A 26,587-nucleotide genomic window follows, 5' to 3' on the forward strand; every position below is an offset into this window, starting at 1 on the left:
ATTTTTACTATCGGAGTTGAGGAAAGAAGTTTTTCGGTAAATATCTCTAAACGGGATCCATTGCCGTTACTCAAAGATCAATACTTACTCTGAACAGAGCCAAGTTAAAAAATAATCGCATCCTAACGCGGCAGCACAGGTTCTGAATGTTCTCAAAAAGTAAGAGGATTATTTTCTCCATCGGACATTTCGTGAAAAAATTTTGACTAGGCACCTAATTTTGTAATTGTGAGGAGAGGCTGGGATTGTGCTAGAGCTTCAAATTAAAGACCTTTGCGTAGGTTATAACGGGAAAGAAATACTCCACAATATTTCCTTAGATATTGAGAACGGATCGTTCATAGCGATAGTTGGCCCGAGCGGTGCTGGCAAAAGCACGCTTTTAAAACAAATCAACAGACTAGACCCTGGAAAAACCGGCGGTTCGATTCTTTGGCGAGGGAAAGACGTTGACGATTACGATGTTCATGAGTTAAGACGAAATTTGGCTTATGTGTTCCAAAAGGCTGTGATGTTTAATGGAACAACGGAAGAAAACATCAAACTTTCTCTTAAGTACGGTCATGAATTTAAACCGGATGAAATAGAGGCTCTCTATCAGACGGTCTTGGAAGAAGCAAGTATCTCTCAAGACATCTTGGATACCCCTGCCCAGGACTTATCCGGCGGCCAGCAACAGCGGGTAGGAATTGCTCGTGTACTGCTGATGGGATCTCCTGTTTTGCTTTTAGATGAACCGACAGCATCTTTGGATGTAGAGACCAGCAATAAATTCTGCCAAACTTTAAAGCAGCTAAAAGGAGGTCCGGCGGCCAAGGACGGCAAAAAACGGACTTTCTTAATGATTACGCATCGGTTGGAGGAGGCGAAATTTTTAGCAGATAAGATTTTGATGATTGAAGCCGGACACATTGTGGAATATACAGACTGCGAAACTTTTTTTACACATCCTCAAACGCAGCGAGCAGCTGAGTTCCTTAAAGCGCAGGCTTTGTAAAATACCAGCAGCTGCTACAGGACCTGTCTTCTTTGGCAGGTCTTTTGTTTCTGGCAGTATTCCGACAAGGAGGACGACTGGCAGAAGAACGTCATCAAATGTCGTAAGACGATCCAAAATAACAATGAACGGTCAATTTATCTCAAAGGAAAACAACAATGAGACTTCTTCATACCTCTGACTGGCATCTTGGAAAAAGATTATTCGATAAAGAACGTTATGACGTTTTTGAAAAATTCTTAGCGTGGTTGCTGAGTACGATCCGACAAGAACGGGTGGATACGTTAATTGTTGCCGGTGATATTTTTGATACCGCAGTCCCGACGAACAAAAGTCTCAGACTCTATTACGACTTTTTATCTCAGCTGACGAGCAGTGAATGCCGCCATGTTGTGATTGTCTCCGGAAACCATGATTCACCGACCTTGCTTGAGGCTCCGAAAGAAATCTTGGAGAATTTTGGTGTTCACGTCATAGGCGGAGCTGAAAGTCCTGAAGACGAAGTTATTGAACTGAAGGATAAAGCGGGAAATCTGGAAGGCGTTGTTTGTGCAGTGCCTTTCCTCAGAGAAAGAGACATTTTGCGATTGAAGGATGATTCAACACTTTCTCGCGCCGAAGAGATTCAATTAGCTGTAGAAAATCATTACAAGAGTGTTGTTAAAGCGGCTATTGATAGGATGGGAGCCAAAAGAGTTCCTCTCATTGCTACCGGTCATTTGTTTACGGTCGGATCTCCTAAAGGAGAAGACGTTAACGAGCTTTATATAGGCGCAACCGGGGCCGTGCCTGTGAATATCTTTCCGTCGGAAATCGATTACTTGGCCCTTGGTCATATCCACCGCGCTTACAGCATCGGCGGTGACAAAACCAGAAATTACTGCGGTGCTCCGATTCCGCTTACCTTTGAAGAGGCTAATCTTGAGAAACTCGTTCGGTTAGTCGATTTCGAACCCGATGAAATTAAGGTGGCGGATATTCAGGTGCCTAAGTTCGATAGATTGGTGAGCGTTCAAGGAAGCCAAACGGAAATTTCAACAAAACTAAAAGAGCTTGCAGGGCAAGACGAGAAAATCCTAGTGGAAGTGATTCATACCGGAAAAGCCAATGCAATAAACCTGACCGGTGAAGTCTCGGAACAGACATCGGGAACCAAGATTGAAGTATTAAGAGTTTTCGACGAAACTAAGAAAGCCAATTGTTTGGCTAATGATGGAGACGAGATGGAGATCGGTGAACTCACTTGGGAGAACGTCTTCGAGAAGAAACTGAAAAATGAGACGTTTGAAGGCGAAGTTTCTGAGGAGGAACTTTGGAATGCGTATAGAAATGCGTATTTCCAAATTTCTGAGTTGGCTGATGTGAATGCTCAATAACGCTCCCGGAAAGTAAAATGCAAATACTCAAACTCTCATTTGAAAACATCAATTCCTTGAAAGGCGCCTGGACGATTGATTTTCAAGCGCCGGATTTCCGCTCAGGCATTTTTGCGATTGTCGGTCCGACCGGCAGCGGCAAGACCACGATTTTGGATGCGATTTGTTTGGCTCTTTACGGACATACACCTCGGATCGGCTCGATTACTCAGAATGCCAACGAAGTTATGAATCGGGACAGCGACAGCTGTCGGAGCAGTTTGGAGTTCCAAACGTTAAGCGGCCGTTACCGGGCTACCTGGAGTCAAAAGAAGCAGAAGAATTTTGATAAGACAGGCAAATACGGCCAGGTTGTTTCCACAATGGAAAAGTTCGGGGACGGCTGCTGGATCCCGATTACAGAAGGAAGTAAGGTAACCAGCAAAAAGCAGGAAGTTCAAAAAATCATCGGATTAAGCTTCGATCAATTTAAACGTTCGGTCATGCTTTCCCAGGGAGACTTTGCAGCTTTTCTCAAATCGAAACCGAATGAGAAAGCCCAAACGCTCGAACAGATAACCGGAACACAGGTTTATTCACTGCTTTCTACAAAAATTTATGTTCTTGCAGAACAACAAAAGAAGCTTTTTGCAGATAAACAGAGAGAAGTCGAACTGAGCCCCGTTCTTGACGATGCAGTTGTTCAGACAAAGCAAGAGCAGTTGAAAGGTATAACCGAAGAGGCGAAAGTCCTTGAAACTCAAATCAACAAAATTGAAAAAGAAATTCGCTGGGTTAGTGAGACTGCCGAGCTTAGGGATCAGTTTTTAAGGGTAAAGGACGAGCTTGAACGTTTGAAAGAAAGCCGGAATGAATTCTTTCAGAAAGAGAATGATGTCCGACTTGCAGAACGTGCTCAAAAAATTCTTCCAATATTTGGCTCGCTAAGAGATAAGCAATCGCTCCGTGAAGACGCGATCAAAGAGAAGTCCTCTGCGGAGAACGAATTAGTTAACGCGACAAAATCTCTTAAAGAGACAGAACTCAACTTCAAGGCAGCAGAGGAGGCCTTGAACAATGAGAACCTTCAAAAGCCGAAGAAATTAGCGCTGTTCTCGGAAACCGAGTCCTTGGACGTCGAAATTTCTCCGCTTATGAAATCCAGCAGACGCGCACAAGAAGAAAAAACTAAATTAGAAAAGGAGACTGCCGGTTGTGAGAGTCGTCTCAATAAAGCCCAAGAGGATATACGGAAGTTAGAAGAAGACCGTGAGAAACGAGATCGTGAGAAAAACGAAGACATTAAAGGCGCATTCCTTTATCAGCGGAAGGACGAATTAAGGGCCGGAAAAATCACAGCCGAAACTCTTTCAGCTGCATTATCAGATTCCGAAGGCAAAGCTGATAAAGCAAACGAGACCGTCAAATCACAGGAAAAAGAGGCAGAGGCGCTCAGAATCCGAAAGGAAAAAATAGCTTCCGGAATTGAGGCGGACGAAATATTGCTTAAAGAAACGGAAGAGCGTCTGAATGAAATTCTCGACGGAAAGACTCTCGATGAACTTATGCAAGAACAACTGAGCTTTTCAGAGCAGATTCCGCTGCTTGATGCGGTCAAATCTGCGCTAAAAGCCGCTTGTGAACAAAAAGAAGAAATCGGCCGTCAGGAAGATGTGATGCAAAAGGATTCCGTCGAACTGACCGATTGGGGTAGCAAGAAAGAGTGTTATGAAAGAGAAATTCGATCCCTAACTTCGAGGCTGGACGAACTCGAAGCTTTGGTTCAAATCAACGAATTGACTAAGGTTAGAGCTGAGTTGAAGGAAGGAGAACCTTGTCCGGTTTGCGGTTCATTGGAGCATCCCTTTGCCGCAAACCTTCCGCCAGAGGTTGCGACGGCAAAAGAGCGCCTGGTCGGTGTGAAGGAAGAATTGGCGGACCTACAGAAAAATCAAAAAGAGGCCGATAGGAAAATTGACATTCTTAAAGATCGGATGCTTTTTTCTGAAAAGCATCTGAAAGATCTTCGGAAGAATTTGGATTTGGCCGAAGAAGAGCTGAAGCTGAAGTGCGACATAGCAGGTCTGGCACGCGAAGGCGTAACGGAAAAGGCAGCAGCTATTTTGATAACTAAGAAGGAAAGCCTTCTTACCGATATCAAAAAACGTATTGTCAAAGCAAGAGACACAGAATCTAAGGCTACCGCTGCAAAAGAAAAAATTGCCGGTACAAAAGAAGAGCTTTATCGAGCCGAGATGGCCTTTAGCAATGCCCAAACGAAGGTTGAGTCGGGAAAAAGCCTACTGACGCAAGCTCAAACTGGCAGAGAAAAAGCAAGAACAGAGCTTGAGCAGTTTTGGCGGAAAACTGCTAAAGAGTACGGCTCCGTCATCACTGAGGAAGAGCTTTTTGCCCATGACCCCGAACTCTTCAAACGTTGGATTGCTAAGGCAGCTAAGTACGAAGAACTTTTGGAATCCTGCCGGGAAATTGAGAATAATTTAGCGATCAAAAAAGGCGCCCTCCCGGGACTTATTGAGAGCGTGGAGCTTTTGGAAAAAAGCACTCGGGAAAAGTCGGAACGAGCGGCTGAATTACAGGCTGAACTGAAGTCGAAGCGGTTACAACGCGACAAGCTTTTCGGAACTAAGTTGGTAGAAGTCGAACGAAAAGCCTACGAGATTCTGCTTTCGCAGTTGGCAGAAGCAAAAGACCATGCTTACGAAATCCTTTCTAAGGCTCGAAGCATTCAGGCCGCTGCGGGGCAAAGGCTTAAAACGGCCGAACAGCGTGCTGCAGAAGCTGAAAGAAACCTTCTTTCAGCAAAAACCGATTGGGCGGATGCCCTTAAAAAGGAAAAATTTGAATCCGAAGAAGTTTGGGCAAAAGCTCGTTTAGATTCTGAGGCGATTAATGCTATTCACAAAGAAATTACGGATTACCAGGCTCAATCCCGCAGTGCTGCAGACCGTTTTAGTGAAGCTGACAAGAAGTTGGTAGAAAAAGAATCTCAGAAACTGACGGACAAATCGCTTGAAGTTTTGGAAGCTGAAAAACGAGAGGTTTCAGCTCGGAAAGAAAAACTCCTGGAACAAAAAGGCGAACTGCAGAAAGAGCTGAAAACAGACGAAGAGGCACGTCACAAGCGGGCCGGGATAGAGGAAGACTTAAAGAAGCTGAAACATCAAGTCGCCGTTTGGGAGCGTCTCAACACGATGGTCGGATCGAGCAGTGGAGACAAGTACCGCAGGTACGTACAGAGTTTGGTGCTTTTGACACTGATCAAAAATGCCAATGTCGAGCTGACAAAACTCCACAGTCGATACCGTTTGACTAAGGGTGAAGAGGACATGGAGCTCAAAGTCATTGACTTAGATTTGGCCGATGAGGAGCGTCCCACGGACAACCTCTCCGGCGGAGAAACCTTTATCGTCAGTTTGGCGCTCGCTCTAGGCTTGGCTCAGATGGCAAGCAGCAATGTTCGAATCGACTCGCTCTTCTTGGATGAAGGTTTCGGAACGCTCGATGATGACTCCTTGGAAAAGGCGCTCAATGCTTTGAGCAGTTTGAATGCTCAAGGAAAAACCGTCGGACTGATTTCTCACGTGGATCAGATTAAGGAGCGGATCCCGAGCAAGATTATTGTGAAGCGTTCGGCTCAGCCCGGTGTCAGCCGGTTAGAAGGTGCCGGCGTGAAGCATAGCTGGAGTTAACACCAAAGCTAACTTGTCCAAGCGCTTTTCGGATGCTCAAAACCATCAGAAAGGCGCTTTCTTTGCCCAAAAGCCTCTAAGATAGACGTCCTATCTGAGCGGAAGTTGTATGAAGATTTCGACAAACCAGGCCACGATGATCGGCTGTATTTCCCCGATTTTTTGGGGACTGAGCGTCTCTCTCGTGAGAACGCTTTCTGAGACGCTGGGCGTTGGAAAAGGCTTGGCGATCAATTACCTAATTGCATTGGTTTTTGTATTTCTTCTTTTCGGTATACCTAATCTAAAAGCGATGCCGCTGAAGTACTACATCTGTGGCTTAGGGTGTGCCATTGGTACCTCCATGACCTTTGCATTTTCTCTTGGCTTAGCCAAAGACGGAACGCAGACCATGGAAGTCGGCATGATTAACTATCTTTGGCCGACTCTGACGATTTTGTTTGCCGTTCTTTTTAACGGTCAAAAGGCCAAGTGGTGGGTCGGCATCGGTATGCTGCTAGCGATCTACGGCATATTTGTTGTTCTCTCGGGAAATTTGTTGATTGACTTCAAAGCAATGTGGAGTCATATCAAGAGCAATCCGATTAGTTATTTTCTTGCGTTGTGGGCGGCTATCTTTTGGGCCGCTTACTCGAATTTCACAAGAGCCTGGGCGAAAGGACAAAATCCGACCACGCTGATTTTTGCGTTGGATACAATTTTCTTTAATGCTATCTGGCTTCTTGATCTTGCGCCCTCTTACCTCTGGAATACGAAAGGTGTTTTGTTTGCTGTCGGATCAGCATTGATTATGGGTTCGGCTTACGGCATGTGGACCTTCGGGGTCCAGAAGGGCCGTATTGAAATCATGTCCATCATGTCGTATTTCACGCCGGTTTTGTCCTGTATCTTTGCTTCTCTTCTCATCGGCGCCAAGCTCACTCATGAATTCTGGGTTGGCGTTTCTATTGTTGTGCTCGGCTCGTTTATCTGTTGGGCCGCTACCAGAGAAAAAACTCGTTCATCGCATTAGGCTCACAAAAAAAGATTCACGTCCGAAGAATTTTTTTGCGGCGTAGAATTAAAAAGTAACGGGTTCCGTTATTTTTTATTGACCGAGGTTTTCATGAATAAAACTGTCATTGCATTGGCGCTTCTGTCTGTCTGCTCTTTGGCAAACGCCCACTTCGGAAGTGTGATTCCGAATAAACAAATCGTTTCCGACCCTAAGGATTCCACCCTGACGATTACAACCGCCTTCAACCATCCAATGGAACAAACGGGCATGACGATGGGAAAACCAAAAAGCTTTTCTGTCATCGTCGACGGTAAGAAAACAGATTTGACGAACACTTTGCAAAAGACAAAAGTTTTGGATAAAGATGCTTGGATGACCCAGTACAGGGTTGCCCGGCCGGGATGCTACAAGTTCGTCCTCGAACCTCAGCCTTATTGGGAACCCGCAGAAGACAAGTTCATTATTCACTACTCTAAAGTCATGGTTCCGGTCTTCGGAGTGGATGACGGCTGGGATGCACCCACAGGCGCAAAGACAGAAATTCTTCCTCTCACGCGTCCGTTCGGCAACTATGCCGGAAATGTATTCCGTGGTCAGGTGATTTTGAACGGCAAACCTGCTCCCGATACGATGGTCGAAGTCGAGTATTACAACGTGGATCATCGAGTCAAGGCTCCGGATGATATCTTCATTACTCAACAGGTCAAAACCGATAAAAACGGGATCTTCTCTTATGCAGTTCCTTGGGAGGGCTGGTGGGGTTTTGCCGCTCTGAATGACGCCGACTATAAGATTAAAAAGGACGGCCAGGATAAGGATGTTGAACTTGGCGCCGTGCTTTGGACAGAATTCGTTAATCCGTCTTTCAAATAATGCATATTGCTGAAGGTGTTCTCTCCGCGCCGGTTTTAATTACCGGTGCGGTTGTAGCTGCCGCAGGTGTTGCCTACGGATTAAAGAAAATTCCAGCGAATCATTTCATGTTGGCCGGGCTTCTCGGGGCAGCGTTTTTTGTTGCGAGCCTCATCCACGTGCCAATCGGTTTTTCCAGCGCCCATCTGATTTTGAACGGACTTTTAGGTGTTGTTTTGGGCTGGGCCGCATTTCCGGTGATTTTCGTGGCTTTACTCTTACAAGCTGTCTTGTTCCAGTTCGGAGGATTTACCGTACTCGGCGTCAATACCGCGACAATGGGTTTAGGGGCGCTGGCAGCATACGGGATCTTTTATGCCATAGCCGGCAAGTCTGCGGATAAAAGATTAAAGTTCGCAGGTTTTTGCGGCGGTTTCAGTGCTGTTCTGATCTCAGGTATTTTGACGGCTTTGGCACTTGCGTTCACAAATGAAGGTTTTGTGACCGCGGCTTGGCTGATCTTTCTGAGTAATTTGCCCGTGATGGTCGTCGAAGGTGTCATTACTGCCTTTGCGGTTGTATATCTCAAACATTCTGATCCTGGGATATTTAATGAAAAATAATTCAGCTTTATTTATTGCCTCTGTGTTTCTTCTCTGCAGTTCGACGGCCGCTAACGCCCATCGGCTGAATGTGTTCGCCTACAGTCAGGCGCACGAGATTTGTGTCGAGACAAGTTTCCAGGGCGGCAAACCCGCACGCGGCGCAGACGTTCGCGTCTTAACAGAGGAAGGGGCGGTCTTTTTAACCGCAAAAACCGAGCAGGACGGTAAAGTCTGCATGGCGCTTCCTGACGGTTTTGAGCCCGCTCCTCTGACAGTGATCGTCAATGCCGGGGAAGGGCACCAGAACCAGTGGAAGCTGAGAAAAGAAGACTTTTCTTTAGGTGCCGACAGCAACACGGCTGTGAGCACTGTAAAACTTGAAATCCTTAATAAAGAGGCCGAGACAAACACAGCATCTCCAAAAATTTACTCTCAGGAAGAACTTGACGCCGCTTTGAAAACGGCCAGAGAGCAGACGGAGATGCAAGTGATTGCCCCGCTGAGAACACAGCTGGCAGAGGCTCAGCAGCCTAAAATCACATGGCGCGATATCGTCGGCGGCTTGGGCTGGTGCTTAGGATTGGGCGGTCTGTTTGCCTGGATATCGACACGCAGACAAAAGAATAAATGACAATAAAAAAGGATTTTTCAGCGGCTTCGAGAATCGCTTCAGCATTAGTTTTCGGAGTGGTCGTTTCTGTGCTGCCAAATATCACGGCAGCGCTCTGCGCGCTGTTCTTTTCTTTTTTGATCATCTTTCTCTTCCCAACTGACGCCAAACATCTTATTAAGCGCTGGCTTCAAATCAATCTTTTTATTCTTTTTATTTGGCTGGTCACTCCTTGGACGACGCCCGGAACTCCCATCGGACCCGGCGAGATCTTTTCTTATGAGGGTGTTTACCTTTCCGCTTTGGTGACGGTTAAAGCTAATGCTTTGTTTTTTGTTTTCTATGCATTGGTCAGTTTGTTGTCTTTCTCTCGGCTGGCAGCAGGTCTTAAGTCCCTCAAGTTTTCGGAGAGCCTCATAGTTATCCTGCTTTTCTGTGCGAGAGGCATCGATATTTTTGAAAGCGAATACCGTCGAATGAAAGAGGCAGCAAAGCTCCGGGGATTTGAGATGAAAGCAAATAAGCGGACCTATCAAACAGTGGCAGCGGTTATTGCACTTTTGTTCGTTCGAGCGGTTCGGCGGAGCCGTGTTCTCGACGATGCGATGAAATTAAGAGGTTTTGACGGCCATATACGGACCCTGAACCATGAAGTTTGGAGATATAAAGATACGTTCCTTTTAATGTTATTTTGCTGTGCTTCGGTGGTATTTGCCTATCTGGGCTGGAGATAAGTCGTGAGTCTTCTGGAAATTAAAAATTTAAATCTGACCTATCCGAACGGAAAGAAGATTTTTGAGAATGCCGAAATCACTCTGCAGCCCGGAGAGAGTCAAGCTCTGTGGAGTCCCAACGGAACCGGTAAAACTTCGCTCTTTAGAGTGGTCACCGGACTCTTGAAACCGCAAACCGCCGATATTTTCTTAGAAGACAAAGCTGTAACGAACGAAGAAGAGTTCAAAGCGCTGCGGCTTAAAGTCGGCTTTGTGCTCCAGCACGCCGACGACCAGCTGTTTTTTCCTCAGGTCATAGATGACGTCGCTTTCGGTCCGCTCAATCAAGGTTTAAACGAAAAAGAGGCAAGAAAGGTCTCCGAAGAAGCTTTATCCAATTTGGGCATTCTCGAGCTCAAAGACGCTTTGAGCTACGAATTATCCGGAGGACAGAAAAAACTTGTCACGCTTGCATGCGTTCTTTCTATGAAACCGCAGGTATTGCTCTTAGATGAACCCACGAACGGACTCGATGTTGACAGTAAACAAAGGTTGATCGAAGTGATCAATAAGATTGATGCCGCCAAAATCATCATCAGCCACGACCCCGATATGCTGTCCTCAACCTGCACAAAATTTTCGACGATTCGAAACTGCAGAATTGAATCGATTGCCAAGCCGGAAATGCATGAACATTGGCACACGCACTTTTACGGAGGGGTCCCTCATACTCATCATGAATCTACCTAATGCAGAGTTCTTCCTCCTCTACTTGGGCGATCGAAAGTCTGTATGAAACGCCTATGGCATAAGATGGAAAGCATAGAAGAATTAAGGAAGCTAACCAATGACCGAGCTCAAGATTGAGAAAGTCACAGAGGACAGTCCGCTGAAAGCAAAGGTTCAGCGGATCTATATAAAGTCTTTTCCGCTCTTTGAGCGCGTTTCCCTGGAACCCTTTTTTAACTCCGTTTCCGACGGTGTCGAGATCTTTGCGCTAAGCGACGAAGAAGACGTGGTTGCTTTTTTCTGCACACTCAGAAAAGGAAAGTATTACTACCTCTTTTACCTTGCCGTTGACGAAGATAAACGCGGAAAGGGTATCGGCAGTGACATCTTGTCCGCGGTCATTAAGAACGCGGATGGTGCGACCGTCTTCTTAGACTGCGAGGGCATTTATCCCGGCTGCAAGGACAGAGCCGCACGCGTTAAACGCTTGTGTTTTTACCATCGCAACGGATTTAAAGAAATCGGCCCGCTGAAAACTTGGCGCGGAGAGAAATTCAGAACGCTGGTTTACGGCGACAAAGAAATTTCCGAGCAGGAAATCGAAGATTTCTGGGAGATTTTCGGTCATTTATGGGAGGGGCAGGAGATTGCCACCATTCCTGTTGCGCCGAGTTCACAGGATGGGAAAACAGCAGGAAAAGAACTGTAAAATGCAGGCTCCTAAGGCATAGTCAGCCGGATTATTTAAAAAGCAAATGAGGGCTGGCTAGTCATAAGTAGCCATGGGATTGAGTTAAAGACCAATCAAGTTAACCGATAATAGAAAGAAAAAAAATGAAATTAAAAGCTGTGATCGCTGTGTCCGTTCTCGCTATTGCAGCAGCAACCGGCGGCTGGATGTATTATCGATACGAGTCTGCCCCAAAGAATTTAGAGCTTTACGGTAATGTTGATATTCGGCAAGTGAATTTGGCTTTTCTGTGGCCGGAACGTATCAAGTCGATTCTTGTCGAAGAAGGAGATTTCGTCAAAGCCGGTCAGCCAGTGGCAGAACAGGAAACGGACACACTTAAAATCGAGATTGAACAAGCTAAGGCTGCGGGGCAGGCTGCGTACCAAACTTATTTGGCCTTAAAAAACGGCAGTCGGCCGGAAGACATCGCCAAAGCTGAAGCTGCTGTTTTAGTCGCGCAATCCCGTCTGCATCTAGCTCAGAAAGATTTTGAGCGTGTGGATGGTATCTTTAAGTCCACGAAAGGTCAGGGCGTGAGCAAACAAAGCCTCGACACCCAAAGCAGCCAGCTGCAGGTCGCCAAGAACGAATTGTTCTCTGCCCAAAAGAGCTTGGAACTTGCAAAGATCGGTCCTCGCGCCGAAGATGTTGCCAGGGCCTATGCACAATGGCAGCAGACAAAAGCGCAAGTTGCCCAATTAGAATTGAAGTTAAAGCAGAGTACGTTGTATGCGCCCCTCGACACAACGGTTCGTTCGAGGCTCCTTCAGCCGGGAGACATGGCTAGTGCTCAAGTGCCTGTATTGGCCCTGGCTATCAATTCTCCTAAATGGGTGCGTGCTTATGTCAATGAAGTCAATCTCGGCAAGATCAAACCAGGGCAGCAAGCTTACGTCACGATAGATGCCTATCCGAACGAAAAAATTCCCGGTCATGTCGGATTTATTTCTTCCGTTGCGGAGTTTACGCCTAAAACTGTTCAGACGCCTGACTTGAGAACCAATCTTGTCTATGAGGTGCGCATCCTCGTTGACGACAAGGAGAATCATTTGAGATTGGGTATGCCTGCGACCGTCAGTTTTGAATAAGAGTACCCATGGCAGAGAACCAAAATGCTCCGGCCGTCTTCGCAAAATCCCTAAAAAAAGTTTTTGCTAATAATAAGAACCCGGCCCTTGACTCTGTCGCACTTAACGGTATCGACCTAGTCGTGCCGAAAGGCGGCTTAGTTTCTTTGGTTGGACCGGACGGCGCCGGCAAAACGACTTTTATGCGTTTGGTCTGCGGGTTGCTGATTCCGACTTCAGGGAAACTGGAAGTCTTCGGTATGAATACCGCAACAGATGCCGAGGCGATTCAGAAACGAATCGCTTACATGCCTCAGCGTTTTGGACTGTATCAAGACTTAAGCATTAAAGAAAATATGGATCTTTTCGCTAATCTTCAGGGTGTTCCGGAAGGTGAACGAAAAGACAAATATGGTCAGCTTTTATCGATGACGGATTTAGCTCCGTTTGCCAACCGTTTAGCAGGCAAGCTTTCCGGGGGTATGAAGCAAAAGCTTGCACTGGCCTGCGCTCTGATCCATGACCCCGAATTATTGATTCTGGATGAACCGACCGCAGGTGTTGATCCGGTCTCGCGAGAAGAGCTCTGGAAAATTCTTAAGGCAGCGGTAGCTCAAAAAGGCATGAGCGTGCTCGTGAGCACCGCTTACCTGGATGAAGCAGCCATGTGCCATGATGTGTACATCATCAATAAAGGCGTGATCTTGGCGCAGGGGACTCCTGAAGCGCTGACAGAACCTTATAAGAATCGAGTCTATTTTGCCCGAGCCGACGGCCGTACGCCTCGTCAGATGCTTGATCTGGCGTCACATTCCTCAATGATTTTGGACTCAACTCCTTCGGGAGACGGGGTGAGGCTGCTTTTGAAAAAAGACGCGGATCTTACAGAGGCAGCCAAGGAACTCGATATTCCGGAACTCAGTCCTCAACCGCCGAGGCTGGAAGATGCGTTTATGTCTCTTTTGATCGCAGCGGATAAACCTCAGAAGGATTTTGGAGAAAATGCCGGCATAGAAAACACAAAAATTGACGATGGAAAGCCAGTCATTCTCGTTGAGAACCTTGTTAAGAAATTCGGCAATTTTGTTGCCGTCGACGATACCTCTTTTAGTGTTAAACGCGGAGAGATATTCGGATTGCTCGGACCGAACGGTGCCGGCAAAACTACAACTTTTCGTATTTTATGCGGTCTTCTTCCAGCAACTTCGGGTAAGGTTGAAGTTGCAGGTTTCGATCTCCGAACCGCCAGAGCTTCTGCTCGGCGCACAGTCGGTTACGTAGCTCAGTTTTTTTCTCTTTACAGCATTTTTTCCGTGGGATTTAATCTTAAGTTCTACGGCGGTGCCTACGGATTATTCGGGAACAAATTAAAGACGGTCATGGACGCGGTTGTCAGGCGCTTCGGCCTAACCGGACTTATCAGTAAAAAAGCGGGCGGTTTAAATGACGGCTACAAAAAGCGTCTTTCGATGGCTGCTGCTTTGATGCACAATCCTGATATCTTGTTCCTTGACGAGCCGACGAGTTCCATTGATCCGCTTGCGCGACGTGTGTTCTGGCGAAGCATCAATAGGCTTGCGGATGAAGGCAAAACCATCATTGTGACGACGCACTTTATGGAGGAAGCGGAGTACTGCACGCGCATTGCGATTCAAGACAGAGGACATATGCTGGCCCTTGGCAGCCCTAAGGAAGTTAAAGCGGTAGCCGGGCTCCCGGAGACAGCCAACATGAACGAAGCGTTTATTAAGATCGTTAAAGCTTACGGCGAGGCAGGGTCAGCAGATGATTAACTCCGATTTTTTGCGCCGATTACGCGCACTGACTATTAAAGAGTGGTGCCAATTAATCAGGGATCCAAGCTCATTCGCTGTCGGACTTGTGCTTCCTTTAGTTCTTATTTTTATTTTTGGCAGCGGCCTTTCTCTGGACTTAGGCAACACTCCGATTGCTGTCATCAACCAAGCGCCCGGTCAGGTTTCGTATGCGATTGAACAAGGGTTTAAAGGTTCTCCCTATTTAACTCCGATTCGATGCGGCAATATTAAAGAGGCGGAAAGCCTCATGAGGAAGAAAGAAGTAAAGGGGATCGTCGTGATTCCCAGTAATTTCGCCGGTCAATTTCAAGCCGGGAAAGGGAAGCTGCAGCTTGTGGTGCACGGCGTTGACACAGTGAGTGCTTCCTCACTCGAACGCTATATTCAGCAGTCCGTTCAACTTAGTTTGGGAAAACTGGGTTATTCACCCGAGAAGGGTGCCGTACCGGTGGTTCGGCTCTGGTTTAATGCAGCAAACTCTTCCACATGGTATTTTGTTCCCGGGCTTGTGGTTATCGTGATTACGATTGTCGGTGCATTTCTTACGGCACTTGTGATTGCACGAGAGTGGGAGCGCGGGACGATGGAAATGTTGTTTTCGACGCCGGTCAAGCCCGCGGAGATTCTGCTCTCAAAGGTGATTCCGTATTTTATTGTCGGCATAGGCGGTTTGTTTCTTTGCCTCTTTGCAGCACGGTTCATTTTTGAGGTTCCGATTGAAGGATCTCTGACAGTTATTATCGGGTCCTCATGCATATACCTTCTGACGGCATTAGGCGCCGGTCTTTGGATTTCTGGTATTACTAAAAATCAATTTTTGGCCTCTCAGCTCGTGATTATTATTAGTTTTTTGCCGAGTGTGATGCTGAGCGGCTTTGTTTTTGACCTGAGAAACGTTCCGTCTGCTATTTCAGCGGTTTCATATGTTCTCCCGCCGACCTATTTTATGGAGCTCATTCGCGCTTCTTTTCTTTCAGGGACAGATGCCGTAACGGTATTAAAGGACGTGTCGATTCTCGCCGGGTATGCCTTTTTATTTTTCTTCTTTGTGACAAGAACACTTAAGAAGACATTGGAGAAAAAATGACCTTTGGTGAATGGCTAAAGTGGTTCGGCAATCTCTTCGTGAAGGAAATTCTCACGTACTTTATCGATCCGGCTTCTAGGTTTATTTTGATCGTGCCTTTGATTATTCAGATTTTTTTGTTCGGTTACACCGCAACATTTGATTTGAACCATGCACCGATCGCCGTTTTGAACGAATCCCACGGCAAATATTCTCAGCAACTGGTGGCTCAAGTCGGCGCATCTCCGACTTTCTATATTCGTCGATACTTGCAGAATGCTTCTCAGATGAAAGATGAGCTTAATCCTCGAGATTCGCTAGCGATTGTCCACATTCAATCAGATTTTGATTCAAAGCTCGCGCAAGGCAAGGAAGGTCCCGTACAGATAATTACGGACGGGAGAAACTCAACAACAGCCGGTCTTGCCGCCGCAGAGCTTTCAATGATCATTCAAGACTTTAATCATCGTTATGTCGGCGTTCCGGAGGGTATCAACGTTGAAATGCGGGCCTGGTATAACCCGAATCTTCAAACGCAATGGAATATTGTGACAGCGCTCATCGGCACCCTGAGTTTTATTCAGGTCCTCATGCTATCGGCTCTGTCGGTGGCTCGGGAACGAGAGTACGGAACGTTTGATCAGCTGCTTGTTTCGCCATACAGACCTTTTGAAATCCTTCTGGCGAAAGCGACGCCTCCGATCTTTATCGGTATTGCTCAAACCTTTATTGTCGTTCTTTTTGCGGTGTTTTGGTTTGATATACCCATGCGAGGGTCTCTTTTACCGCTTTATTTCGGGATTTTCATTTTTACGTTATCGACAGTCGGAACCGGACTGGCGATTTCTTCCATATCGCAGACGATGCAGCAGGCGATGATTTTCTCGTTTGTGCTGATTGTTCCAATGGTTATTTTGTCCGGTCTTGTCACACCGGTATACAACATGCCGGAAATCCTGCAGGTGCTTACCTATGCCGATCCTTTGAGGTTTGCCCTTGAATATGTTCACGGCGTTTATCTTGAGAACTTATCCATATCAGAACTTTGGGGACAGCTTCTTCCCATGCTGATTACCGCTGTCATCACTTTGCCGTTTGCGGCGTTTTTCTTCCGCCGTTCACTATAGTGATTGTCAGAAACGTGAGTTTAAGACCGTAAAAACAGAAGGCCGAATCTGTCAAAGATTCGGCCCCTGTCTCAATCAGATCTGCTTAGCTGATCTTTTTGTAGGCTTCGTTGGCTAGTTTCTTGCCAAGTTCAACGCCCGGCTGGTCAAAAGCGTTAATGCCGAAAAGCGTTCCCAGCATTGTGGTCTTATGCTCATACATGGCCATTAAAGCACCTAATGTCTCAGGAGTGAGCTCTTCAATGGAAACTGTGGAAACCACATTGAAATACTTGCTCTTCGGATCCCTGGTTACGAGCGCTTCCGTCTGAGCTTTGGCGTTAGCCATTAAGACGCGATGCAGTTCCTTGTGAGCGTGGCCAGGTTTCTCGCACCAAAAGACGTCGATAGCGTTCTTTGCTGTTCCTTCACGAAGGAATTGATAGAAAGAATGCTGAGATTCATTTCCGTGTCCGCCCCAAACCGCTAAAGAGGTTTTGCCGATCACCGGCGTTCCGTCGGCAGCAGTACTCTTGCCTAAACTTTCCATTTCCAGCTGCTGCAGCCAGTCAACCATGACACGAAGACGTTCGTCATAAGGGAGGAAGCAGTAAGAAGAAACGTCGAGTTTTTCCGAGTTCCAGTAAGCGAACATGGCCATGAGCGCGGGCAGATTGTTCTGCAGCGGAGCGGTCGAAGCATGTTGGTCCATCGCATGGGCGCCCGCAAGGAATCGTTTGAAAGTATCTGCGCCGAGAGCGATTGCGACGGGCAAACCGATCGCGCCCCATACGGAGAAACGGCCGCCGACCCAGTCCCAGATGGGAAAAAAGTTTTCTTTCGGCAATCCGAACTGTTCCGCAGCATCCGGTTTGGCGGAGACCACTACGACGTGATGCTTGAAATCTTTTTCAGGGATTCCGGCTTTTTTCAGCCAATCCAAAATTTCCTGAGTATTCGCTCTGGTTTCCTGAGTTTTAAAGCTCTTGGAAGAGATGACAATCAGGGTAGAAAAAGGGTCTAAAACAGAAGTAATTCGATCAAAAATTACGCCGTCAGCAGAAGCGAGAAAGTGTAGTTTGATTTCCGGTTTATTAGGACGAAGTGCGTTGTATACGCATTTCGGCCCCATATCGGAACCGCCGATACCGATATTAATGACATCGGTGATTCGGTCGCCGGAACAGCCGCGCCATTTCCAGTTGCGGACATCTTCGGCAAACTTACAAAATGCTTCCAGTGTCTGGTGAACTTCTGCGGCATGAGGAGCGTCAGGAGAAGGGTCTCGCAAAGAGGTATGAAGGGCGGAACGATGTTCGCTGGCATTAACAATCTTTCCTTTACGCATTTCGTTAAAGGATTCGATCATCTTTTTCTCTTTGACAAAGTCAATGAGAGAAAGGAGCTCCTTCTGGTTAATTCTTTGCCGTCCGATATCCAAAGTAATGCCGCAGGCACTCTTTTGATAATTCTCAAAAGAGTCTCGGATAAAAGGTGTAACGGTTAAAGACTTCATTGTCGTGTCTGTTTGAAATCAATCCATCAATTATGACGCAGACCGCGATTATTGAGAAGTCAGACGGCGCTTTCAATGACGCTTATCTTCACCGATTAAGTGCAGAGAGTCTTCCTTGGATTGATTGTGATGATGTTTGAAAATCACCGCCAGCATCGAGCAGCCGACAAAGCATCCGAAGAGCACCATGATGGTGACGGTTCCGAGACCTGACTTAATGAGCAGGGAATAGAGGCCAAGCATGACGAGAATAGAAGAGTTCTCATTGAAATTCTGGACGGCGATTGAGCGGCCGGCGCTCATAAGAACGTGGCCGCGGTGCTGTAGTAAAGCGTTCATCGGAACAACGAAGAAACCGGCCATCATGCCCACGCTGACTAACAATAAGCAGGCAATCGCAATGGCAAAGGAGATATGGAAGCCGAAGATGTCAAAGCCGCCGGGAATCCAAGAGGCTTTATAGAAAGACATGACGGCAACAGAGAAGCCCATCAGAACGCCGATCGGAAGGACATCTACGCTCTTTCTTAAGCTGACGTAGGCTGCAGCCAGAACGGCACCGATAGCGATACCGATGGCGACGACGCCTTGAAGAATGGCAGCCTTAGAGAGGTCCAGTCCGAGATTGGAGTCCGCCCAAGCCAGGACGAGGAACTGAAGGGTGGCGCCGGCGCCCCAAAAGAGCGTTGTCACGGACAAGGAGATCTGACCAAGTTTGTCGTGCCAAAGCAGGGTGCAGGATTTTCCGAAATTGACGAGAGTATGAATAGGGCGGAAGTCTTGTTTAGGGTAGCGGGCTCCTGTATCCGGAATTAAGAGGTTTACAGCGGCCGCTGCGGCATAAACAAAAATCATGACAGCAATCGCAGCCTGAGCGGCATTGTGGACGCCGAAGATATGGTGACCTTGGACGAAATGGTCAATCATCGGAGAAATTAACAAGCCGCCTAAACCAGTACCCAAAATAATAGAGGCGACTGTCAAACCTTCAATCCAGCCGTTGGCTTTTACAAGTTTTTCCGGCGGAAGCAGCTCCGTGAGAATGCCGTATTTTGCCGGCGAGTAGGCAGCGGCTCCAAGACCCACGATGGCGTAAGCGAGAAGAGGGTGCGTGCCGAACAGCATGATGATGCAGCCGACGGTTTTTACCGCGTTGGTGATAAACATCACGCGGCCTTTTGGCATTGAATCAGCGAAGATGCCGACCCAAGCAGCGAAGATGACGTAGCTCACTACAAAGAACAGTTTCAGGAGCGGTGTCATCCATGCCGGCTCATTCAGAGTCGTCAACAGAGCAATCGCGGCGATGAGAAGGGCGTTGTCGGCCAGGGAAGAAAGAAACTGCGCCAACATAATGCTGTAAAAACCTTTGGTCATCGTCGTCCTCTATTTATGGAATAACCGTATAGTTTAATCTACGCGCCCGATTGCACTGCCTTTTGTTACTGCGCTTTGGGTCAATATTTTTTCATTAATGAAATTGGACAGAATGCTATAAAAGCGGAGCAATTTGCCTTCGGCGCTCTTCTTCCTGCTGCAAAGGTAATAGAAATGGAAACTGAGAGAAGGAAGGAACTATTAAGAGTCGAGATAACTGTTTGTGTTAGAAGAATACCTAATTAAGGTTATATTGATAAAGGCTTAAACTAAAAAAACCGCTTAGCTTTATCCACATTCCAATGCCGTAATCAAATCATATTTCGCTAAAACGATGACACGGAACCCCACGGTTGGTGTTTCGGAGGTGTCGTTGTGTTCTTTAAAAGGCGAAATATGAACAAATTACTTAATCTATACGGCGTCAAGATTCACTCGGAATGCGCTTTTCTTTCCTTTCTCGAAAACTCGCGTAATGAGGTAGAGGCCTTTTCTTCGAGTTATTTAGAGAGGAAGATCGGAAATCTTGTTTTTTCTATTCCGGCAGACGAGGCCTCGAAAGGATTGAATCAAGTTGTGCCTTTCCTTGTTTCTTCCGACAGTTGGAATGGACTGGTTTCTAGGCCAGCGACTGAGGATTCTCAAGACAGCATCTCAATCAGACCAAAAATCGGAGGCGATTACACAAGAGACAGTTTGAGGTTTCTTCCTATTCAAGTCGATGTCGCTTTCAACACAACGGTTGGTAATGAAGTGACTTTCAAGCCTTCAGGCGTTCTTTTGAGTCTTGATTTGGAACAAAGAATCTCCAAATCATGGCTTCCTAAAGAGACAGTCAATGGCCGAATTCAAAAAATTCGGTTTGTTCCGGCCGTTAGAGAAAAGAGCTTTTCTATAGAGGCTCGGAGGAAACTCCAGTTAGAAACAAGGTACGGCTTTTTGAGCTTGGCTGACCTAGAAGGGCTAACAAAAGGATTTGATACCGGCGATGAACTCTCCTGCCAGTGTGTCTTAACGGCGACTTTTGAAAGAGGAAATTTCGTCGGCAAACAAAACTTGGTCGCGCAAGTTTACTCGGTCATACAAGGTGCATTGACCGAAAACAAGCCTGAGAAATTTTCTCGTTTTTTCTTGAAAGATTGTAGCTATCGCGTGGCTGAACACCCGATGCTCAAAAATAAACGAGCTCAGACTTTCACTCAGGTCGCAGGACACTGTACCTACGCCAAGATAGTGAGAAGAAATGGTCGGGCCATGATTCGTGACAGAGTCAGTGTTTTAGTTTGGAAGACATCCATCGGAAATTTTGTATTGACGTTTGACCTCACAACGGAAGGCATCAGCGGCGCTTATGTTGATGCGGCAGAAAACTACTCTTTGAAGGAGGAGGTGCTGTTTTTCCGCTGGGTTGAGCAGAGCGGAAGATTGCTGCCGTAGGACAATTTCCGGCGCCTTTTGAGGGTGCCGGCACCTCCGGCCCGAAATTCTGATCAAAAAATATTTGATGTTTCTTTGATTTTTGTCAAGCACCCTAAGGTGCACCTAAAAGTACTATGAGCTTGCTTTCAGAAAAAAAGCACAGTGAATGAGTCAAACACCAAGGAGAATCAAATGAATATGAATAGAAGAATGTTCTTCAAGTCCATGGGCGCCGCAACTGTAGCAGCCGCTCCGATTTCTTCAGCTCTTGCCAATGTCGTTAGCCCTAAGAAATGGGATCAGACCTGCGAAGTTCTTGTCATCGGCGCCGGCGCCGCCGGATTATTTGCCGCTGTTTCGGCTAAAGAAAGCGGTGCAAAGTCTGTTGTGCTTCTGGAAAAAGCTGCCAGCCCGTTCCTGAACTCAACATCACTTTCTGCAGGCAGTGTAAACGCTACAGGCACAAAAGCTCAGTTTGCGGCCGGCGTTGAAGACCGCGGCAATGCAGCCGAATTTGCTAAAGAAGTCGAAAAGACCGGCAAAGGACTTGCAGATCCTCAGCTCGTTAAGATCTTCGCAGAAAATTCAGCGATGGCTCTGGACTGGTTAACCGACCACGGTGTTGTTTTCACACCTCAGCCCAACTCCGCTTTCCGCCTCAAACGTATGCACGGCTGCGACAAACATACCGGTGCACAGTATGTTGACGTACTTTTCCAAAACGCCAAGAAGATTGGTGTCGATATCAAACTCAATACTAAAGTTGTTGAACTGATCACTAACACGGAAGCAAACGAAGTTTTAGGCGTTAAAGCTGAATCCAAAGGCAAACCTCTTTATGTCAGAGCAACGAAAGGCGTCGTTATTGCTACCGGCGGCTTCTGCGGTGACGTTAATATGATCGATAAATTTATTCTCGATTTCCGCGGCGCTTTGACTTTTGCCTCTGCCAACAGTGAAGGTCAGGGCCTGAAGATGGCCGAGAAGATCGGCGCTGCCAGCACACATATGAACTTCGCAGCTGTTTACGGCTACGGTGTTCCTATGTCTAAAGACAAGAACAATCGCAAAGGCTGGATTTTCCGTGGCCACGTTATGAACCTGTATGGTCCGATCACGGTTGGCCCTGATGGCAAACGTTTCGTTAATGACGACCTCGGCGCGACCTCGATTTCTCAGGCGATGTCTCACTTAGGTTTCAAGAAGGTATTCCAGGTCGCTACCGAAGCTCAGCTTCTTGACTTCATGAAGAATGATCCGATTCAAGTGATCGGCTGGGATCAGAACACCTTCAAGAAAGAACTTGAAGAACAGAAAGTCTTTGTGGTTAAGGCCGATACAATTGCTGAACTTGCTAAAAAGATGGGCCTTCCGGCTGACCAATTGGAAGCAACCGTCAAACGCTACAACCAGTTTGTGAAGAACGGCAAGGACGAAGATTTCGGCCGCAAATATATGAAGGGAACATTCGAGAAAGGACCTTTCTACGGCTTTATCGGACAGCCGATTGCCGGTATTTCCCTGGGCGGTTTGAAGGTTAATAAAGATCTGCAGGTACTTGATGTTTATGACCAGCCGATCAAACACCTTTACGCAGCTGGTGAAGCCATCGGCGGTATCCACGGCGGCTCTTACATCGGCGGCAACTCAGTCGGTTCCAGCTTGACCCTCGGTATGGTTGCAGGTAAGAAAGCGGCTGCAAGTAAGTAGTTTTTCCTTCTAGGAAGTTTGGGGCACCTTATCTAAAATTTTTTGGAAATAAGGTGTCCCATTTGTTTTTATGCGTCTGAAAAAGTTTTTGTTAGCAGCATTTATGGTGCTCGCAGCTCCCTGTATCTGTGCAGCGAAGGATTCCGCATCGGTTTTTCGGGTATCCGTCATGCAGTCCGATGAGCATCTTTTTCATGAAAGCATTATTGAGAACCTTGAGGGAACCTTAGAAAAAGCCCTCGGGACAAAAACAAAAGTCGAGATTTCTACTGACAGCTCTGAAACGATAAAAGCCAAGTTAAAAGAAGGGCGTGTTGAACTTGTTTTCTGCAACAGCGTTCTTTATCGAGCGCTTCTTCCTTACGGCGTCAGAGACCTTGCAACGGTTCATAGTGATTGGAACCCAAACCCAAACCGCGCAGACGGAGCTGCTTTAATCGTCAGAAGAGATAGCGAGATTTCATCTCTGAATCAGCTGCTAAATCTCAAAGAGCTTAAGGTGGCAATGGAAAAGGGCAGGCATTTTGATGTTCTTTACTATCTACTCGGAGAATTCGAAGCGCTGAAACTCGATAGTGAAAAATTTAATAGTTTTCTCTTGGAAAGCACTCAAAAAAGTTCTGAACTCGTAAAGGGTGTCATTCAAGGGAAAGCTGATGCTGCGCTGCTTCCGGCATGTTTCTTAGAACAGCATGTTGTTGAGTATCCTTCTCTATATCGCGAAATAAAGGTTCTCAACCCTTTACGATCGTCCGAGCTGCCGTGCACGGTTTCGACGACTCTTTATCCCAACTGGTCGGTGTTGATTACGCCTAATATTTCGATGAAGCAGGCGACGGACATCGCAGCTACCCTTCTCACACAACCCAAGAGCAGTGACGGGGCGTGGTGGTCTGTGTCAACTCAGTTTGATGGTGTGGATAAGCTGCTGAAAAATCTTAAAGTAGAACAGTATTCCTACTTGCGCGAGTGGACGTTGAGAAGATTCTTCGAAGAGTATTTTCCCTTCATTATTCTTTTCGGTGCCTTTCTTACCGGCGTGATTTTGTACAGCTGCATTGCGAATCGCCTGATCAAGATCAGAACAAGGCAACTCTCTCAAAGTCTCCTAAGACTTTCAAAGTACAAGAAGGAGTTCGAGCTTGTCAGAAGGGATAATGAGATCTATCACCGTATGGGTATCGTGTCACATATTTCCAGCCTGATCTCGCATGAATTAAGACAGCCCTTGAACACGATTAGCTGTTATTCGCAGGGACTGCTGATGAGGCTAGAGAAGGGCCCGATGGAGCAGGGGCAGATTTCGGATATCGTTTATCAAATTCACAAAAAGACGCAGGGTGCCGACGAGATTATTAAAAAGGTTAGAGATTTTGCAAAATTCGGGAGCCGCCCGGTTGCAACGGAGTTAAATCAGAGCATTCGAAAAGCGGTAGATGTTTTTCTGCTTAGCAGCCAGTGTTCTTCCGTCGTGGAATTTAAACCGTCGGACGCTGCCTGGATAAAGATCGATCCGTTTGAGCTGGAGCTGCTGGTGCTGAACCTCTTGAGAAATGCCAACGAAGCGTTAGTTAAGACAGCAAACGCCAGAATTGAGGTGAACGTTAGTATCAATAAAGAAACTTCTGAAGTGATTTTAACCGTCAAAGACAACGGTCCCAAACTTTCAGAAGAAACATTGATAAAAATTAAAAGAGGCTTTGAAACCACAAAGAAGAACGGGACGGGGATGGGTCTTGTGATTGTGTCCGAGAGTGTCTCTAACGCTCGAGGGAAGATCGACTTTATTCCATCCAAGGACCGGGGCCTGCTTGTAAAGATTACTTTTCCTTTGGATCGCCATGAACAGAAAAATTGAAAAAGAAATTATTCGTCTCGTCGATGACGATGAAGATCAGAGAAAAGCGCTGCGCTTTCTCCTAGAAGCCGCAGGCTATGAAGTTCGAGACTATCCGAGCGGAAGAGACTTTTTGGTAAATGATGAACCTTCTGTCCCCGGATGCGCCATTTTGGATCTTCAAATGCCGGAAATGGACGGATTAACGCTTCTCACGATTATGAGGGAGCGCGAATACCGCGTGCCTGTGGTTTTTCTTTCAGCGCACGGCGACATTCCATCTACGGTGGAGGCTATGAAGAAGGGGAGTCTCGACTTCCTAGAAAAACCGCTCGACAGTCAGAAACTCTGCCAGCTTTTATCCGATATTCTTAAGAAGGACAGAGTTACGAGGAAAGCCGGCATGGAACCGGAAGAGGCTAAGAAGCTGTTCCTCAAGCTTTCTCCGCGACGGCAAGAAATCGCAAAGCTGATTTCTAAAGGGTTGCTGAAGAGAGAGGTTGCCGAACGGCTAAATATCAATCTGAAAACCGTCGAAGCGCATTGCCAGTTCATTTATTCTCAGTTAAACGTCCATTCTGTCGTTGAACTTTCTTCCATTATTTGCGGCGCAGAACTTTCCCAGGATTGAAAATGAAAAGAAGAACTTTATTGCTCAGTCCTCTGCCGTTCGTCTTGTCGTCTTTAGTGAACGCTAAGCCTATTGAAAAGACCGAAACGGCCGAAATCGTCATTATCGGTGCGGGTGCGGCCGGACTGTTTGCAGCCGTGGCAGCAAAGGAAAACGGCGCCGGAAGAGTGGTTTTGATCGAAAAAAATCCGTCGCCTTTCTTTAGCTCTACTTCTTATTCTGCCGGCAGCGTGAACGCGTCCGGCACACTGGCGCAGCTGAAGTACGGTATTCAGGACATTGACGGAAAGGAAGAGTTTACGGAGGAAATTCTCAGACAAGGAAACTACGAGAACGATAAGGCGCTGGTAGCTAATTACGTAAAAAACGCGGCACCGGCTTTAGATTGGCTGACGGAAAAGGGTGTGGAGCTGACGCCATCGACGAACATTGCCTTCCGTATGAAAAGAATGCACGGCTGCGATTTGGCTACAGGTGCAAGATATGTTGAAGTGCTTTTCTCGGAAGCGATTCGCTTAGGTGTTGAAATTTGGTTTAATGCAAAAGCGACCGACTTGATTACTGGAAAGGGCAACGAAGTTCTCGGAGTCAAATATAAAAGAGGAAGAAGCTACGGCAATCTTTTGGCACAAAAAGGCGTGATCTTATGTACAGGTGGGTTTGCCGGCGATGTCAATCGTGTGGACAGAGATATTCCGAAGTTTGCGGGACTGCCGACATTTGCCTCTCCCTCGAGCAGAGGAGAAGGGCTGGATATGGCAACTCGCATAGGCGCTGCGACACACCTGTTGGATTATATGGGCGCTTACGCATACGGCTTTCCGCTGGACGAAGAGACGAGGAGAGGATTGATTTTCCGCGGGCATGTCATGAACCTATACGGTTCGATTACTTTGAATAAAGCCGGTAAACGGTTTATTAATGACGACCAAAACTCTACGAAGGTTGCCCAATTCCTGGCTTCTCGTCATGAAAGAACCGTCTATCAATTAGCGACCGAAGCTCAGCTTTCGGACTTTATGAAAAACGATCCGATACAAGTCATCGGCTGGGACCGAACGAAATTCAATCAGGAAAAAGAAGAAGGCGGCCACTTTATTAACAAGGTTAACTCTCTTGAAGAATGCGCCTCGGAAATGGGGGGCAGTTTCGACACGCTGAAAAATACGATCGATGCTTACAACCGTTCAGTTGCTTCAGGAAATGATGGGGAATTTGGACGGAAGTTCATGAAAGGGCAGTTTTTATCAGGACCTTTTTATCTGTTCAAATGCACGCCGGTCGTCGGGATTACTATCGGAGGACTGAAGGTTAACCGGCAAATGCAGGTGCTTAATGAATACGGCGAACCTATAAGCAAGTTATTTGCTGCCGGAGAAGTTGTCGGCGGTTTGCACGGAACCTCATATATCGGAGGATGCTCCTTGGCCGGAGCGCTGGCCCTCGGCAGAATGGTCGGCGAACAGCTTGCGAAGAGCTAGTCGTTTTTTAGAAGAGCAGATTGTTACTCCCACCAGGCGACAGCCCTTGTCGGTGCGCCGTCAGCGTTTTCGAGTTTGAGAGGAAAGCAAGAAAAATTGAATAGGCTACTGCCGCATTGATCCAAATTGGCTAAGTTCTCAATATTGATAATGTATTCACTGCTGTCCAAAATAATTTGCTCTTTGACTTTGGCCTCAACATTTACAGTTAATCCAGGCCCCAGAAAGTTAAAAGTCATAAACAAGCCCCTGCTAA

General features: G+C 46.8%; 21 protein-coding genes and 1 pseudogene. 19 read left to right on the forward strand and 3 right to left on the reverse strand.

All coding sequences use genetic code 11. The features are described 5' to 3' along the window. The first annotated feature begins 247 nt into the window (after positions 1-247). From ACZND6_RS10315 to ACZND6_RS10380, 14 genes are all read left to right on the forward strand, one after another. Complete coding sequence (locus ACZND6_RS10315) at positions 248-997, forward strand: ABC transporter ATP-binding protein (protein ID WP_008811450.1); 750 nt, start codon at positions 248-250, stop codon at positions 995-997. Positions 998-1,155: 158 nt separating this feature from the next. After that, positions 1,156-2,373, forward strand: coding sequence for an exonuclease SbcCD subunit D C-terminal domain-containing protein (locus ACZND6_RS10320; protein ID WP_293737821.1), 1,218 nt, complete (start codon positions 1,156-1,158; stop codon positions 2,371-2,373). A gap of 17 nt (positions 2,374-2,390) precedes the next feature. Continuing rightward, complete coding sequence (locus ACZND6_RS10325) at positions 2,391-6,065, forward strand: AAA family ATPase (protein WP_489524636.1); 3,675 nt, start codon at positions 2,391-2,393, stop codon at positions 6,063-6,065. Positions 6,066-6,174: 109 nt separating this feature from the next. Beyond that, positions 6,175-7,077: an aromatic amino acid DMT transporter YddG gene (gene yddG / locus ACZND6_RS10330; protein ID WP_300875160.1), complete on the forward strand. Its 903-nt coding sequence runs from the start codon at positions 6,175-6,177 to the stop codon at positions 7,075-7,077. A gap of 93 nt (positions 7,078-7,170) precedes the next feature. Beyond that, a complete protein-coding gene (locus ACZND6_RS10335; RefSeq protein WP_293737818.1) occupies positions 7,171-7,935 on the forward strand; it encodes a DUF4198 domain-containing protein in 765 nt (254 codons plus the stop codon). Beyond that, on the forward strand, positions 7,935-8,537 hold the full coding sequence (gene cbiM / locus ACZND6_RS10340; RefSeq protein ID WP_008811445.1) for a cobalt transporter CbiM: 603 nt from the start codon (positions 7,935-7,937) through the stop codon (positions 8,535-8,537). The genes ACZND6_RS10335 and cbiM overlap by 1 nt, the downstream gene beginning before the upstream one ends. Then, on the forward strand, positions 8,527-9,150 hold the full coding sequence (locus ACZND6_RS10345; RefSeq protein ID WP_293737817.1) for a hypothetical protein: 624 nt from the start codon (positions 8,527-8,529) through the stop codon (positions 9,148-9,150). The genes cbiM and ACZND6_RS10345 overlap by 11 nt, the downstream gene beginning before the upstream one ends. Beyond that, positions 9,147-9,863 carry an energy-coupling factor transporter transmembrane component T family protein gene (locus ACZND6_RS10350; RefSeq protein WP_008864152.1) on the forward strand — a complete coding sequence of 239 codons (717 nt, stop codon included), beginning with the start codon at positions 9,147-9,149 and terminating at the stop codon, positions 9,861-9,863. The genes ACZND6_RS10345 and ACZND6_RS10350 overlap by 4 nt, the downstream gene beginning before the upstream one ends. A 3-nt stretch (positions 9,864-9,866) precedes the next feature. Beyond that, complete coding sequence (locus tag ACZND6_RS10355; protein ID WP_278747179.1) at positions 9,867-10,592, forward strand: energy-coupling factor ABC transporter ATP-binding protein; 726 nt, start codon at positions 9,867-9,869, stop codon at positions 10,590-10,592. Between the two features lie 97 nt (positions 10,593-10,689). Then, entirely contained in the window at positions 10,690-11,280 is a 591-nt protein-coding gene (locus ACZND6_RS10360; RefSeq protein ID WP_293737816.1) for a GNAT family N-acetyltransferase, read from the forward strand. 125 nt (positions 11,281-11,405) lie between these two features. Continuing rightward, positions 11,406-12,392: an HlyD family secretion protein gene (locus tag ACZND6_RS10365; protein WP_293737815.1), complete on the forward strand. Its 987-nt coding sequence runs from the start codon at positions 11,406-11,408 to the stop codon at positions 12,390-12,392. Between the two features lie 8 nt (positions 12,393-12,400). Further along, positions 12,401-14,164, forward strand: coding sequence for an ATP-binding cassette domain-containing protein (locus ACZND6_RS10370; protein WP_489524637.1), 1,764 nt, complete (start codon positions 12,401-12,403; stop codon positions 14,162-14,164). After that, entirely contained in the window at positions 14,157-15,275 is a 1,119-nt protein-coding gene (locus ACZND6_RS10375; RefSeq protein WP_270208598.1) for an ABC transporter permease, read from the forward strand. Before ACZND6_RS10370 ends, ACZND6_RS10375 begins: the two co-directional genes overlap by 8 nt. Continuing rightward, positions 15,272-16,381, forward strand: a complete 1,110-nt coding sequence (locus ACZND6_RS10380) for an ABC transporter permease (RefSeq protein ID WP_008811437.1) — start codon at positions 15,272-15,274, stop codon at positions 16,379-16,381. The genes ACZND6_RS10375 and ACZND6_RS10380 overlap by 4 nt, the downstream gene beginning before the upstream one ends. Positions 16,382-16,466: 85 nt before the next feature. Here the strand turns inward: ACZND6_RS10380 and pgi are convergent, their stop codons facing one another. Next, on the reverse strand, positions 16,467-17,876 hold the full coding sequence (gene pgi / locus ACZND6_RS10385; RefSeq protein ID WP_021867580.1) for a glucose-6-phosphate isomerase: 1,410 nt from the start codon (positions 17,874-17,876) through the stop codon (positions 16,467-16,469). 72 nt (positions 17,877-17,948) lie between these two features. Next, on the reverse strand, positions 17,949-19,253 hold the full coding sequence (lplT, locus tag ACZND6_RS10390; RefSeq protein ID WP_021867579.1) for a lysophospholipid transporter LplT: 1,305 nt from the start codon (positions 19,251-19,253) through the stop codon (positions 17,949-17,951). A 696-nt stretch (positions 19,254-19,949) separates the two neighbouring features. Here lplT and ACZND6_RS10395 point away from each other — a divergent pair. The 5 genes from ACZND6_RS10395 (at position 19,950) to ACZND6_RS10415 (ending at position 26,331) form a co-directional block, all read left to right on the forward strand. Next, a complete protein-coding gene (locus ACZND6_RS10395) occupies positions 19,950-20,690 on the forward strand; it encodes a hypothetical protein (protein WP_418806198.1) in 741 nt (246 codons plus the stop codon). 174 nt (positions 20,691-20,864) lie between these two features. Beyond that, entirely contained in the window at positions 20,865-22,382 is a 1,518-nt protein-coding gene (locus ACZND6_RS10400; RefSeq protein ID WP_021867577.1) for an FAD-dependent oxidoreductase, read from the forward strand. 88 nt (positions 22,383-22,470) lie between these two features. Next, positions 22,471-24,240: a sensor histidine kinase gene (locus tag ACZND6_RS10405; protein ID WP_489524638.1), complete on the forward strand. Its 1,770-nt coding sequence runs from the start codon at positions 22,471-22,473 to the stop codon at positions 24,238-24,240. Beyond that, entirely contained in the window at positions 24,224-24,850 is a 627-nt protein-coding gene (locus tag ACZND6_RS10410) for a response regulator transcription factor (RefSeq protein WP_021867575.1), read from the forward strand. Before ACZND6_RS10405 ends, ACZND6_RS10410 begins: the two co-directional genes overlap by 17 nt. 2 nt (positions 24,851-24,852) lie before the next feature. After that, the gene (locus ACZND6_RS10415; RefSeq protein WP_021867574.1) at positions 24,853-26,331 is read left to right on the forward strand and encodes an FAD-dependent oxidoreductase; all 1,479 of its coding nucleotides are present in this window, start codon (positions 24,853-24,855) and stop codon (positions 26,329-26,331) included. Positions 26,332-26,354: 23 nt separating this feature from the next. Here the strand turns inward: ACZND6_RS10415 and ACZND6_RS10420 are convergent. Beyond that, positions 26,355-26,587 (reverse strand): annotated as a pseudogene (locus tag ACZND6_RS10420) (hypothetical protein); the annotation flags it as partial.

Source organism: Parasutterella sp. (assembly GCF_057870745.1).

Bases quoted from the DNA above. Each gene is read 5' to 3' on its own strand.
- ACZND6_RS10320 (WP_293737821.1), top strand. From the start codon at position 1,156: ATGAGACTTCTTCATACCTCTGACTGGCATCTTGGAAAAAGATTATTC.
- ACZND6_RS10325 (WP_489524636.1), top strand. From the start codon at position 2,391: ATGCAAATACTCAAACTCTCATTTGAAAACATCAATTCCTTGAAAGGC.
- yddG (WP_300875160.1), top strand. From the start codon at position 6,175: ATGAAGATTTCGACAAACCAGGCCACGATGATCGGCTGTATTTCCCCG.
- ACZND6_RS10335 (WP_293737818.1), top strand. From the start codon at position 7,171: ATGAATAAAACTGTCATTGCATTGGCGCTTCTGTCTGTCTGCTCTTTG.
- cbiM (WP_008811445.1), top strand. From the start codon at position 7,935: ATGCATATTGCTGAAGGTGTTCTCTCCGCGCCGGTTTTAATTACCGGT.
- ACZND6_RS10345 (WP_293737817.1), top strand. From the start codon at position 8,527: ATGAAAAATAATTCAGCTTTATTTATTGCCTCTGTGTTTCTTCTCTGC.
- ACZND6_RS10350 (WP_008864152.1), top strand. From the start codon at position 9,147: ATGACAATAAAAAAGGATTTTTCAGCGGCTTCGAGAATCGCTTCAGCA.
- ACZND6_RS10360 (WP_293737816.1), top strand. From the start codon at position 10,690: ATGACCGAGCTCAAGATTGAGAAAGTCACAGAGGACAGTCCGCTGAAA.
- ACZND6_RS10365 (WP_293737815.1), top strand. From the start codon at position 11,406: ATGAAATTAAAAGCTGTGATCGCTGTGTCCGTTCTCGCTATTGCAGCA.
- ACZND6_RS10370 (WP_489524637.1), top strand. From the start codon at position 12,401: ATGGCAGAGAACCAAAATGCTCCGGCCGTCTTCGCAAAATCCCTAAAA.
- ACZND6_RS10375 (WP_270208598.1), top strand. From the start codon at position 14,157: ATGATTAACTCCGATTTTTTGCGCCGATTACGCGCACTGACTATTAAA.
- ACZND6_RS10380 (WP_008811437.1), top strand. From the start codon at position 15,272: ATGACCTTTGGTGAATGGCTAAAGTGGTTCGGCAATCTCTTCGTGAAG.
- pgi (WP_021867580.1), bottom strand. From the start codon at position 17,876: ATGAAGTCTTTAACCGTTACACCTTTTATCCGAGACTCTTTTGAGAAT.
- lplT (WP_021867579.1), bottom strand. From the start codon at position 19,253: ATGACCAAAGGTTTTTACAGCATTATGTTGGCGCAGTTTCTTTCTTCC.
- ACZND6_RS10400 (WP_021867577.1), top strand. From the start codon at position 20,865: ATGAATATGAATAGAAGAATGTTCTTCAAGTCCATGGGCGCCGCAACT.
- ACZND6_RS10410 (WP_021867575.1), top strand. From the start codon at position 24,224: ATGAACAGAAAAATTGAAAAAGAAATTATTCGTCTCGTCGATGACGAT.
- ACZND6_RS10415 (WP_021867574.1), top strand. From the start codon at position 24,853: ATGAAAAGAAGAACTTTATTGCTCAGTCCTCTGCCGTTCGTCTTGTCG.